The sequence below is a fragment of the Vibrio sp. B4-6 genome (assembly GCF_963888245.1).
GTDB classification, from domain to species: domain Bacteria; phylum Pseudomonadota; class Gammaproteobacteria; order Enterobacterales; family Vibrionaceae; genus Vibrio; species Vibrio anguillarum.
This window is the reverse complement of record NZ_CAWPIM010000055.1, coordinates 229413-242614: the sequence shown is the minus strand read 5'-3', so window position 1 is coordinate 242614 and position 13202 is coordinate 229413. Positions and strand designations below refer to the sequence as shown.

Below are 13202 nucleotides of genomic sequence, written 5' to 3'. Positions count from 1 at the left end.
AAAAATAACAAAATAATGAGTATTGTATTGAATGTGAGACGTACATTTTATGACGGGCCTGGCAAAACGCATTTTTTATATTAGTGTTCTGTCATTTATGCTACGCGTACGGTGTTTTTTATTGAGCTTTTGACAGGGTTCACGCATACTCAAATCCAACTACACACCTATTATATTCAGTAGCATTAAGGTCAAATTAGTGTCGGTTCTATCGGTTCTATCGGTTCTATCGGTTCTAGCGGTTGTCGATATGTTGTCGTGGCCCACTTAGGTATTAGCCTTGAACCACTTATCTCGATCTAATGTACTTTGATGTGACTGCGTAGGCCTATTTACTAGTGGAGTATTTCATGGCTGAAGAAACCATTTTTAGCAAAATTATCCGTAAAGAAATTCCTGCAGATATCCTCTATCAAGATGATTTAGTTACCGCCTTTCGGGACATTAACCCTAGAGCGCCTAGCCATATTCTTATCATTCCCAATGCGTTTATTCCGACGACCAACGATGTTGAACCTGAGCATGAAGCGGCTATGGGACGTATGTTTACAGTGGCAAAAAAAATCGCTCAACAAGAAGGTCTTGCACAAGATGGCTATCGCTTGATAGTGAATTGTAACGCTCATGGTGGCCAAGAGGTTTACCACATTCATATGCACTTGGTTGGCGGTCGCCCGTTGGGTCCGCTTTTGATGAGCTAATGCATGGGTCGCCCAGCCACTATTGGGCGCTCGATTGATACGATTAGAGTTAAATATGGAGTATTGAGTGAAGCGTTACGTGCGACATATTACGGTTTTTTTATCGCCTTTTTTTCTCAATGCCTGTGCTAATTTTTCTGCGGGGAACTTGTTTAGTCATTACAGTGCTCAAAATGGCGCTGTCTATCAGTCCGTTAAATCTGGGCAGTATCAAGATGCGGAGAATGAACTTGCGGAATTTGTCGCGGGTGACATTCTGGACAATCTGGAAAAAGGGCGAGTCCATTTTCTTAACCAGAATTATGTAGACAGTAAGCGTAGTTTCGAATTGAGTGATTCTGCGGTTAAAATTCAACAAGATAAGGCATTGATTTCACTAAGTGATACGGCGACAAGTGTCGGTGCGTTGGCTGTGAATGATAACTTGATGGAATACGTTCCTGCGGATTATGAACTCGGTTTTTTACATCTTTATCTCGGTTTGAATTATTTACAGCAGAATGATTTGGATGGAGCTCTGGTTGAGGTTCGGCGAGCGAATCAGGTACAAGAGCAAGCAAGGCTGGCTAGAGAAGCGGAACTTGAAAAGGCGCAAAAAGAGCTAAAATCACAAGGTGTGACACCAAACTTAGGCAGCGTACTAGCAAACTACCCTGATGCAGGAAAAGCTTTGCAGGCGGTGCAGAATGGTTACCTTTTTTACCTTTCTGCTTTGCTTTATGAAGCCTCTGGTGATGTTAACAGTGCCTATGTCGACTATCGACGCGCTTTGGCAGTCACTCCCGATAATATTGAGGTTATAGAGGGGACATTACGCGTTGCGAAACGATTAGGGATGAGAGAAGACCTAATCCAATTAGAGAAACTCTACGGGAAATCTCATTCACTGACTGCTTCTCAAGGTCGTGTGCTTATAATAGAAGAGCAGAGTGTGGTGAAAGCCTTAGATAGCTGGCGTCAATCTTTACCTTTGTATGACAGCAGAGGAAATGGCGCATTGTATTCTCTCGCCTTACCTTATTATCCGAATACACCCGTTGAATCATTTTCATCACTGACGATGAATGACAAAGTACTGACTTCTCATTTTCTGACGGATGTGAATTTAATGGCAAGTCGAAACTTGTCTGAGAAAATGCCCTCTATAGTAATAAGGCAAGTGTTGAGAGTGCTGGCGAAAGATCAATTGCGCAAAGAAGCGGCCAAAGATGACAATGTTGGTAATTTAGTCTTCAACGTTTGGAATCTGCTGACAGAGCAGCCCGATACGCGCAGTTGGCTAACGCTGCCAGGGCTGGTGCAAACGGCTAGTCTGCAAGTCAATGCAGGCGAGCAACGAATAAAGGTGGGAGAGCAAGAATATCAGTTTTCTGTACCGGAAAAAGGCACCACTTTGGTGTGGGTTTCTCGTCAGGGACGTCATTCAACCATCTGGCATAAACAACTAGGAAGATTGTAATGAAAAAGTGGATATTGGGGCTGTTAGTCACATTCTCATTGATTGGATGTGCTGAAAATACCGCAGGATTAAGAGTTGATGGCGCTTCGCAAAAAGTGCTATTTGGCGACAATGTATTAGGTAATCGCTTGGTTGTTGAAGACATTGCAACTAACCAAGTGGATGGTCATACGAGGGGACTTGTGCGTTTAGTGAGTCATTACCAAGGTGACCAAATTATCGAGTACCGTTTTTCTTGGTATGACGATGATGGGCTTGAAGTCAATAACAGACAAAGTCCTTGGAAACAAAAGATCATCAGTGGGATGGAGACGGTGTCGTTGTCGGAGATTTCTGTCAATCCAAATGGAAAACAGTTTCGCGTACAGATCCGTGGGTCAAATAATTAAATTGGGAAAGTAAGGAACCAATATGAACAAAAGTATTATCGCATTGCTAGGACTCGCTGTCATTTTGGGCGGCTGTTCAAATAAAGTCAGCTACGGAGATGCACAATCCGTTGAAACGACGACAGTTGATTTTGGTTCAACAGATTTACAAAAAATCGCGGGGGAAATGGTTGATAGCATGATGATGTCAGGTTCGGTAGCAGCGATTACCCGTGATTCTCGTCCTATCGTGTTTGTTGAGCGAATCAAAAATAAAACCAGTGAGCACATTGATACTGAATCTATCACTGATACCATCAGTACTAAGATGTTGAATTCAGGTAAGTTCCGCTTCGTCGACATGGGTCGTGTTGAAGCCGTGCGCGAACAGCTCAATTTCCAAAATAATGATGAGTTGGTCAACCAAAGTACCGCCATTCAGTTTGGCAAAATGGTTGGCGCACAATATATGCTGTATGGCAACTTGTCGAGTATTGTGAAAAACGCAAGCAGTGATAAAGATGTATATTACAAAATGACGATGCGTTTAATGGATCTTCAAAGCGGCCTTATTGAATGGGCAGATGAAACCGAAATTCGTAAACAGCAGTCAAAAAGTTTACTCGGTTTTTAATCACAAAATCGAGTAATTGAGAGAAGAGGTCCTTATGGCGAGAATGTCTTGGCGTGAAGCTTGTCAGCTTGATCGTACCTTAACGTCGCTAGAAGGATTCTTCTCTGCTCCCCCTGACTACGCACAAACACTGACAGGGGGGTTAACAAACCGATGTTGGAAAATTGTCACGGAGGAACGTAGCTTTGTTTGGCGGCCTAATACGCCGATCACTCAAGCCTTTTCCATTTCGCGTTTTCAAGAATATCAAATTCTCTCTGCTATCGAATCTTCTCACTTAGGCCCTAAGCCACTTTCCATTAATGATCAAGGATTATTGGTTGAATGGATTGATGGCCAATCCCTTACTGGTGGTTTACCTTTCGATTCTCTATTAAAAACACAGATAAAGATCCATAATCTCAGTACAGCACGCATCCCAGTTGCCCCTTTCAGTTTTATCGCTCGGGTTGATCATTATTGGCTACAGCTCAAAGCTGAGTATAAAAGTGAGGACTTGTCGGCTTTATATCAACGTTGGCGCACCGCACCTAACCTTGCTGATGTTGGTCAGACTTTGTGTCACTTTGATTTAGCTGGCTACAATATGGTTAAAACCGATGAAGGTAACCGCGTGATTGATTGGGAATACGCCTCAATTGCCGACCCCCGACTCGACCTGGCTTTAAGCATTGATGTTGCAGAAGAAAAACCATTAGAGGCGGTCTACCGTTATTGTCAATTGCGTGAGATTGTGGGGGTCGATGATTGGGTCGAAGGAGTGGTGGCTTGGCATCCAAGAGCAACAATGATGGCCATGTTATGGTATTTGTTAGCACATCAATTATGGGGTGATGACTATTATCGTCAACAAGCCGAACATCTAAAACGCACATTATGTAGCTAGGATCACTGTTTCGTCGTTTTGTTGCAGTAAATTAAGGTTAAAGTCTTTGAAACCACAATCTTCGTGGTAGATTAAAAACCTCAAGGAGTGGGGAGTTATTATGATTATTTATCTGCACGGTTTTGATTCAACAAGCCCAGGAAACCATGAAAAAGTACTGCAATTGCAATTTATTGACAGCGATGTCCGTTTTATTAACTACAGTACACAGCACCCAAAACACGATATGCAGCATCTTCTAAAAGAAGTGCATAAAGTGATTGAGTTGTCTGATGACCCACATCCGATTATTTGTGGCGTAGGCCTCGGCGGCTTCTGGTCTGAGCGGATTGGATTCTTATGCGGAATTAAGCAAGTGGTGTTTAATCCTAACTTGCATCCGGAAACAAACATGACTGGACGCATCGATCGCCCTGAAGAGTATGAAGATATTGCGACTAAGTGTGTTGAGCAATACAGGGTAAAAAATAAAGGACGCTGTTTAGTAATTTTATCTAAAGAAGATGAAATTCATGACAACAGCAAAACAGCTGCAGAGCTCGAAAACTACTACGATATCATTTGGGATGAAACCCAGAACCATAAGTTCAAGAAAATCTCACAGCATTTGCAAGCGATGAAGGCATTTAAAGAATCAAATTAAGCATCCGTGCATCATAGTTTCGACTGAACGACTCACAATTGTGAGTCGTTTTTTTATGGCCCAATCCCCCTATATCTCGTAGTGAAATAGAGGAATTCTTTGGTTGCACCATGAGTTTTGCTCTATATAATGATTAAATTATAAATATTTTGATAAATATCAAAAAAAATTGAGAGCAAGTCTTAAATTTGCCTAATTTGTGTGTAGTTACATGCATTTATCCTAATGAAACGTGCTGCGAAGATAGCTTCATTTGCTGAACAAGATTTATCTGAAGCAAGCGCATTACTGAGAATTCCTTCAGTGTGAGATTTCACGCTGAATCATGTTTATTTCTTTTTGAGGATTATTGTTGTGACACGAATTATCGTAGTCGGTGGTGGCGCGGGTGGTTTAGAGCTCGCGACTAAACTTGGTCGCACTCTTGGCCGTAAAAATCGCGCAGAAATCACATTAGTGGATCGTAAAGCAAGCCACTTATGGAAACCGTTATTGCATGAAGTGGCAACGGGTTCATTAGATGAAGGAGTGGATGCGCTAAGCTATCGCGCTCACGCAAAAAATCATCGTTTTGATTTCCAAATGGGTAGTCTTGCTGATATCGATCGTGAACGCAAAGTGATTGTTCTTAGTGAATTGCAAGATGAGCATGGTGAATTGTTAATGCCAAGTCGTGAGCTTGAATATGACATTTTGGTGCTGGCAATCGGTTCAACGTCTAACGACTTCAATACTCCAGGAGTTCGTGAGCATTGTATCTTCCTTGATAGCCCTGAACAGGCAAATCGTTTTCGTACTGAAATGAATAATGAGTTTCTAAAACTTCATGCGAAAAATGGTAACGGTACAGTTGATATTGCGATTGTTGGCGCAGGTGCAACGGGTGTTGAATTATCTGCAGAGCTACATAATGCAGTAAAAGAGCTGCGGACTTATGGTTTTGGCGATCTTGATTCAAGCAAACTGAATGTCAACCTTGTGGAAGCGGGTGAGCGTATTCTACCCGCTCTTCCACCTCGCATTTCTAGTGCTGCGCATAGCGAATTAACGAAATTAGGTGTCAACGTTCGTACTGCGACTATGGTCACGCGAGCGGATAAGGATGGCCTAACAACTAAAGATGGCGAAAAGATTCCCGCTCAGATCATGGTGTGGGCTGCTGGCATCAAAGCACCGGATTTTATGAAAGAGATTGCTGGTTTGGAAACAAACCGCATTAATCAGTTAGTGGTAAAAAACACCTTACAAACCACAAGAGATGACGATATTTTTGTGATCGGTGATTTAGCACAATGTACACAAGCCGATGGTTCATTTGTGCCACCTCGTGCACAAGCAGCGCACCAAATGGCAAGCCAAGCGTTCAAGAATATTGTTGCTAAGCTTAACGGGCGTGAGCTCAAACCGTATGTTTATAAAGATCACGGTTCGTTGGTTTCATTAAGTCGTTTTTCTACCGTTGGTAGCTTAATGGGTAATTTAACCAAAGGCTCGATGATGGTTGAAGGTCGTATTGCGCGAGTAGTGTACATTTCTTTGTATCGCATGCACCAAATGGCGCTGCACGGTATGTTCAAAACAGGGTTGATGATGTTAGTTGGCCGTATTAATCGTGTGTTGCGTCCAAACTTAAAGCTTCACTAATATTCCCAGCGTACTGGCCATAAAAAAGCCTCGCCTTTGTTAAAAGGCGAGGCTTTTTTTGTCATCCCACCACCACCGCCTTGGGCGATAGTGGTGGTTATATCAAATTCAAGTTATTTAATGGTACTTGAGCGATAAGTGTTATGTGTTAGCCAACTAGGCTGAGCATTGGTTGGTACTGAGCCATCTTGGTTAATGTTTGAGAAATGGAACGAATGTTGGTTCCAAATTCTCGTTGCATTTTTCCATGGTTTATCAGCATCGGCTGATTCATAAACGTAGACGCCGTGGTTGATTGCGCTTTCTTTTGCATAATCATTTGCGACCACAATAAGCGATGCATTGTTGTTGCCTTCGAGATCCGCCACAACAGGATATTCCCACAAGGTGTTCGACGAGTTAGCAATCGTTGCTAATACTGCTCCCGTGCGCCCATCAAGAATACGGACTCTCAGAAGATCTTGTACGATAACTTCATCAATGCCATCACCAGTGAAATCGTAAGCCGAGACACCAATTTTACCGCTGTTATAGTCATCATTTGCTACAGACCAAACTTTGCTACCTTGTGCATTATACATATCAACAGCATGATAACCTGCATAGACAATACCAATGTTCAGGTAACTATCATTAATGCTTTCCCCAACAACAAACTGAACTGCATTAACGTGTTTTTTGAAGGTAAAGATAGGTTTTGGTTTGCTCCAAACATTTAAGCCTACCAATTGGGTATTGCTTGGGACTGTGTATCGTTCAGTGGTTGCTTTGCTCTTCATGACGGGAACAGCATAAGGAATCGTTTTAGTTTTCCAAACAGGAGCTAGGTAAGAAACTGTTTTGGTATGCCAGCCAAAGAACCAGTAAGAAACTTGTTTTGTTCTCCACTCCAATCCAAGATATGGAACTTCTTTGGTTCGCCACTCTAATGCTGGGTATTTAAAGGCTGAGTCTTTTGAACCTAACGTTATTTTCGAACCATCATTGAGAGTGAATTCCATCTCGAGTACGCCATATGTCCACCACGTTTTATATTTGCCGTAGGTTACATCGACAGAGCGGACTTTGCTTGCATCAATAGTATGCAGTGAACCGCCTTGACCACCCACCATATTACTTGCTGTTGATCCAATAGCGTCAATCAGATCTCCTGAGCGGATTTTAAGTTGGTTGTCATCTGCTATTTTAACTGGATGGCTGTGATGTAAATGGGTATATCCATAAACAGGGGACTTAGCTATTTCATTGGTAGAGTTAGTTGCTGCATTACCAAGGAAATTAGAGATAGCTTGTACACCACCGCCTGGGTTTTCAAGGTTATTAACCTCCCATTTTACTGAGCCGTCATGCTCTAATACGGCAAAGCTACTATTTTGTGCAGAGCCTTTCGAGGCCGGAACTGATACCACAATTTCTGGTTTATTGTCGCTATCTAAGTTGGCAACGGAAGAAAACCAAACCGTATCATTCGCTTGATATTGCCAAGTAAATGAGCCATCGCTTTTATAAAGAGCGCCGTTTGAAAATACTTCTTGGATACCATCGCCATCCGCATCAAAACTGATCGGTGATGGAGCCCACTCTAAACTAAATAGCAAACCAGTATCGTAATTATAAACACCATCGGCAGAGAGAATATCAATTGAACCATCATTGTTTAAATCAGATAGTGAAATTGCGCCAACCGAGCGCCATCCAGAAGCACTCTTCAGGATTTGTTTTTTTATCTGACCTTCATTATCTAATATATTGATGTAAGGGCTGATTGTGCTCGTTGTCACAATTTCAACTACACCATTACCATCAAGATCTGCAACAGCAGGAGAGTAGCGAGCATCGGCTATAATGCCACCATTATCGTACGACCAAAGCTCAGAACCATCGATACCACTTAGTGCCCTAACTAATCCACCTTGCGTATATTTATTACCTTCAAAAGTAATAACGATAATATCAGCGATATCATTCTCGTCGATTTTTCCATCACCATTATCATCATTTAACTGAGCAACGATAGGTGCCGCCATAACTTGGTTAGACTCAGGTTTAAATGAACTGCCTTGCCAAGACCATTTTAATTGGGTGTTTATCTCACTAGGGCTTGATGCGATTGCAATGTTACTTGCTGTGATACTGCCTATTGACAGTAGCCCGACCGCACATAACGAAAATTTAGAAGTCATTAGGTAACATCTCTCTCAGTATGTTTGTGTAAATTCCGATTTAAATTGATGTTGTTAACCTGTGCTCTACTTCAACGATAGGTATTACGGTAAATGAGTCGAACATGGCACAACACGAGATGGGGAGATTATCAAGACTTAATAAGAGGGATTCAATCTTACATGGCTCTCATAAATGAGAGGTCTTAAAAATGAAACACTCACTAATGAAATACATTGTCAGTTTAACTTTTAGAAGATCACGTACCCAAACCATTGGAACGGTCTGTAGGAGGGTTGTGTTATTGGTTTTAATAAGAATAGTTAACAACAGTTAACAACAGAATAGCTCTAACCGGTAAGGATATTAAATCAGTGAGCTAAACTGTATGAGAGATGAATAAAAGAAAAAACGCCCAGGCAGGGCGCTTTGTTAGGCTTTATTCTGCAACGCGGCGAACTTGAATGATCATTCCCATTAATGGATGGTCTAGATAGTGGGTTTCGTTGCTGCGCATACGGCGTTTTTGGTCCATCCGATAGCTCTTTAAAAACTCTTCCTTTTCCACTGTTGGGGAGATGGCTTCTAGGTTTCCAAGTTGAACCTCGGCATTTTGCTCTTCAGGTGTAATGTCTAACTCCAATGGTTTACTTTGGAGCACGATTTCTCGCACACTCGGGGCTTTAAGGTCGAGCGTGGTTTCAGCATAAAGATAGTGCTGTACATAGATTTGTAATTTACCGTCGAGTTCGTAAAGGGGACTCGCGATGTTTTGTTCTAGCACACCGTTTACTGGCGATTCTTCTAGTACTGCCACTTTTTCACTGCCGTCAGTATTGAATTTAGCGGAGTAATCTTTACCCGCCTGAATATGGAAAATCGGTGCGGAAGCTCTGCCTTGATCGCCTTGACGCCAAGCTGTATGCAGTAGCACTTCAAAGCCAGCGTGGTTTTTCAGTTTTTGTGCTTGATCGTTAAGTTGGTAGTCGGAAAAAGGCAGCATTTTCACGCCTTTTTCTTGGCGATAGTTTAAGTCACTAAAACTACCCGCGCGTTGAATATTGATTTCAGGCAATGAGTTAGGCCACGACTCACTGACCTTCTCTGCATCAATTGCACGTTTAAAAATGATCACTTCTATGTCAAATTGCCGTTGTGCCAGACTTGGCATCGAAATAAGCAAAAGTAGGAGTGGGATCAGTTTTTTCATTATGGCTCCATCATTTTTTGTGCGTAATTTATGCTCTAGGCATCAGGTTTTGTTGGAATTCGCTGAGCATACTCGACACAAATTGAATTCGTTCACGTCTATCAGCTAATGGTACAGCAAACTTAAACTTAGTTGGCCCTTCCATTGCAAATTTTTTCGGTTGTGATTGCAGAAGTCTAACCAAAAAGACGGGATTAATGTCAGCATCTGGATAGAACTCAATGTAGCCGCCTTTTTCATGCGCTTCGATTTTCTTCACTTTTATACGTGCAGCATCAATTTTGACTTCAGCAACGCCGAGTAAGTTATTTGCAGCATCAGGTAATTTACCAAAGCGATCAATCAACTCGACTTTGAGCTCGGCGAGCTCATCTCGGCTAGCGACACTCGCTATCTGTTTATACATGGAGAGGCGAGTATTTACATCAGGAATGTAATCATCGGGTAATAGCGCTGGCAAACGCATTTCCACTTCGGTTTGTTCACGAAGCAAATCGTCAAGAGAAGGTTCTCTGCCATTTTTTAATGCTTCAACCGCTTGCTCTAGCATCTCCATATAGAGAGTAAAACCAATTGATTGGATCTGACCGCTCTGTTCATCGCCCAATAATTCACCCGCTCCACGGATTTCTAAATCGTGCGTTGCTAGAGTAAAACCAGCCCCAAGATCTTCAAGAGATGCAATCGCTTCTAAACGTTTCACGGCATCTTTAGTGATGGCTTTAGGATGTGGAGTGAGTAAGTAAGCATAAGCTTGATGGTGAGAACGTCCTACTCGGCCACGAAGTTGGTGTAGTTGCGCTAAGCCAAGGTTATCTGCTCGGTCCATAATGATGGTGTTCGCGGTTGGGACATCAATCCCGGTTTCAATGATGGTTGTGCAAACCAATACATTGAATCGTTGGTGATAAAAGTCGTTCATCACTTTTTCCAGCTCACGTTCACGCATTTGTCCATGGGCGACGGTAATTCGAGCTTCAGGGACCAGCTTTTCTAAATCGGCGGCCACTTTGTCGATAGTTTCTACTTGGTTATGTAGAAAATAAACCTGTCCACCGCGCATGATTTCACGTAATACGGCCTCTCGAATCGTATTGTCATCATGCTGGCGTACAAAGGTTTTGATGGCTAATCGTCGTGCGGGTGGTGTGGCGATAATCGATAGATCGCGCATTCCGCTCATCGCCATGTTTAACGTGCGCGGAATCGGCGTTGCCGTTAGCGTGAGAATATCCACATCAGCACGCATCGCTTTTACTTTTTCTTTTTGGCGTACGCCAAAACGGTGTTCTTCATCAACGATCAAAAGACCAAGATCGCTAAATTTTAGCTCGCTGGAAAGCAGTTTATGCGTGCCAACCAAAATGTCGACTTTGCCGTCGGCGACATCTTGTAGTATCTGCTTTTGCTCTTTCGCTGATTTGAAGCGTGATAAAACTTCGACACGGATCGGCAGGTTAGCAAATCGGTCTCGAAAGTTTTCAAAATGCTGCTGCGCGAGTAAGGTTGTCGGCACTAATACGGCCACTTGTTTATTGTTGTCGGTGCAAACAAAGGCGGCGCGCATGGCGACTTCTGTTTTGCCAAATCCAACGTCACCACACACTAATCGGTCCATCGCTTTTTTCTGACACATGTCCGATAGCACGGCGTTGATAGCTGTATTTTGATCATCGGTTTCTTCAAATGGAAAACCTGCTTTAAAGGTCGCGTATTGACCACGATCCAGAGCGAACTTATAGCCTGGTTTGAGCTCTCGCTTGGCGTAAACATCCAGCAGCTCTGCAGCGACATCGCGAACTTTTTCGGCCGCTTTTCGTCGTGCCTTGGTCCATGCTTCACCCCCGAGTTTATGCAATGGTGCGCTTTCTTCCGCGCCGCCAGAGTAACGACTAATGAGATTCAATGAAGCGACAGGGACATAAAGTTTGGCTTCGTTTTGATACTCAAGGGTGACGTATTCGGTCATCATGCCACCCGCTTCAAGCGTCTGTAACCCGAGATAACGGCCGATACCATGATCAATATGAACAACGGGTTGCCTTGGTTTGAGTTCAGCTAAGTTACGAATGACAGCGTCACTATTGGTGACTTTACGGTCTTTCTTACGGCGAAGAATGACACGGTCACCGAGTAAATCACTTTCGCAGATGAACGCTAAGTTAGCATTGTTATCGATAAAGCCGTGCTCAGATGCCCCTAATACGAGACATTGTTTTTCTTTTGCTTGGCACGCTTGCTGGAAGGTTTCTTTTTCGATAGGGCGCAGTTTTACGCGTTGCAATAGCTCTAGTAATGCTTCGCGACGGCCTTCTGATTCGACGGAAAAAATGATTTTCCCAGTGAAACTCTCACTAAATTGCCGGATGGCGGCTAAAGGCTCTTTATTTTGATGCATGACCGCCAAGTCGGGTAATGCACTGACCGCTAAATTGATCCGCCCTTGCTTTTCTGAAATCGGTTCCACATTGAGTTGTATCTGAGCCACGTTTTTGAAAAGACTGAAAAGCTCATCTTTTTTAAGCCACAATTCATGAGGTGGCAGCAACGGGCGAAGAGGGTCAACTTTACGCTGCTGGTAACGATATTCGACGTCGGTTAAAAACTGGTCAATCGCTGTTTCGATATTTCCTACGACAATTAGTTGGCTTTCTGGCGCGATATAATCGAACAAAGTTTCGGTGTGTTCAAAAAATAGTGGTTGCCAGTATTCAATACCGGCTGGCCAAATCCCCTTTGAGACTTGCATATAGACAGATTCTGGTTCACGACGCGCTTCAAATCGTTGACGCCAGCGGGTGCGAAAATCTTCAATTGCACTTTCTGTGGTGGGAAATTCATGAGCAGGTAGTAAGCGTATCTCACTGATCTCTTCAATTGAGCGTTGATTCTCAGGATCGAAGGTGCGTATGGTGTCGATTTCATCATCAAAAAAATCAATGCGATAAGGATCGCTGCTGCCCATTGGAAATAAATCAAGAATCGAACCTCGGCTGGCGTACTCGCCTGGGCCAAACACTTGATCAACATGACGATAGCCCGATTTTTCCAGCTGAAGACGCAGTTTATCTAAGGAAAACTGATCGCCAGTTTTAACCATCAGGGTATGCTGTAGCAGAAATTCTCGCGGCGTCTGACGCTGCAATATGGTGCTCACTGGCACAATGGTAATGCCTGTTTTCAAGCTCGGTAATTGATACAGGCGCGCGATGCGATCAGAAATGATCTCTTGATGAGGCGAAAAACTATCATAAGGCAAAGTTTCCCAATCAGGAAACAGCGCCACTTCGGCGTCACTAAACTGCTCAATTTCGTGCTGCAGCTTTAAGGCGGTTTGAGGATCAGGTACAGCCAGTAAAGTGTGGCTATTATGCTGGTTGGCCAGCTCTGCAATTGCCAACGCAAGGCTTGCACCACGTAGGTTACCAATGTGTTTTTTGTCGCCCGCGCCAGCAGGTTTAATCAGAGTCAGTAAAGAGTGTGTAGTCATGAGA

At 43.2% G+C, this 13202-nt stretch carries 10 protein-coding genes; 7 read left to right on the top strand and 3 right to left on the bottom strand.

The annotated features are described in order from the left end of the window. Positions 1 to 350 precede the first annotated feature (350 nt). The 7 genes from hinT (at position 351) to AACV20_RS13895 (ending at position 6335) form a co-directional block, all read left to right on the top strand. Positions 351 to 701, top strand: coding sequence for a purine nucleoside phosphoramidase (gene hinT / locus AACV20_RS13925; protein ID WP_094166200.1), 351 nt, complete (start codon positions 351 to 353; stop codon positions 699 to 701). Between the two features lie 67 nt (positions 702 to 768). Continuing rightward, positions 769 to 2160 (top strand): COG3014 family protein, encoded by a 1392-nt coding sequence (locus AACV20_RS13920; RefSeq protein WP_170907488.1) that lies wholly within the window; start codon positions 769 to 771, stop codon positions 2158 to 2160. Further along, positions 2160 to 2549 (top strand): YcfL family protein, encoded by a 390-nt coding sequence (locus tag AACV20_RS13915; RefSeq protein ID WP_013856520.1) that lies wholly within the window; start codon positions 2160 to 2162, stop codon positions 2547 to 2549. Before AACV20_RS13920 ends, AACV20_RS13915 begins: the two co-directional genes overlap by 1 nt. A 22-nt stretch (positions 2550 to 2571) precedes the next feature. Further along, entirely contained in the window at positions 2572 to 3162 is a 591-nt protein-coding gene (gene lpoB, locus AACV20_RS13910; protein ID WP_081244991.1) for a penicillin-binding protein activator LpoB, read from the top strand. Positions 3163 to 3196: 34 nt separating this feature from the next. Beyond that, positions 3197 to 4048 (top strand): phosphotransferase, encoded by an 852-nt coding sequence (locus AACV20_RS13905; RefSeq protein ID WP_038172104.1) that lies wholly within the window; start codon positions 3197 to 3199, stop codon positions 4046 to 4048. Positions 4049 to 4148: 100 nt separating this feature from the next. Continuing rightward, positions 4149 to 4691, top strand: a complete 543-nt coding sequence (gene ycfP, locus AACV20_RS13900) for an alpha/beta hydrolase YcfP (RefSeq protein ID WP_013856523.1) — start codon at positions 4149 to 4151, stop codon at positions 4689 to 4691. Positions 4692 to 5045: 354 nt separating this feature from the next. Continuing rightward, positions 5046 to 6335, top strand: a complete 1290-nt coding sequence (locus tag AACV20_RS13895) for an NAD(P)/FAD-dependent oxidoreductase (protein WP_026028144.1) — start codon at positions 5046 to 5048, stop codon at positions 6333 to 6335. 113 nt (positions 6336 to 6448) lie between these two features. On the opposite strand, the gene AACV20_RS13890 is transcribed toward AACV20_RS13895, so the two are convergent. The 3 genes from AACV20_RS13890 to mfd all read right to left on the bottom strand — a co-directional run bounded on the left by AACV20_RS13890 (position 6449) and on the right by mfd (position 13198). Further along, entirely contained in the window at positions 6449 to 8518 is a 2070-nt protein-coding gene (locus AACV20_RS13890) for a beta-prism lectin domain-containing protein (protein ID WP_170907487.1), read from the bottom strand. A 419-nt stretch (positions 8519 to 8937) separates the two neighbouring features. Continuing rightward, on the bottom strand, positions 8938 to 9708 hold the full coding sequence (locus AACV20_RS13885; RefSeq protein ID WP_088728963.1) for a peptidoglycan binding protein CsiV: 771 nt from the start codon (positions 9706 to 9708) through the stop codon (positions 8938 to 8940). Positions 9709 to 9736: 28 nt separating this feature from the next. Next, a complete protein-coding gene (gene mfd, locus AACV20_RS13880; protein WP_170907486.1) occupies positions 9737 to 13198 on the bottom strand; it encodes a transcription-repair coupling factor in 3462 nt (1153 codons plus the stop codon). Between the last annotated feature and the right edge of the window lie 4 nt (positions 13199 to 13202).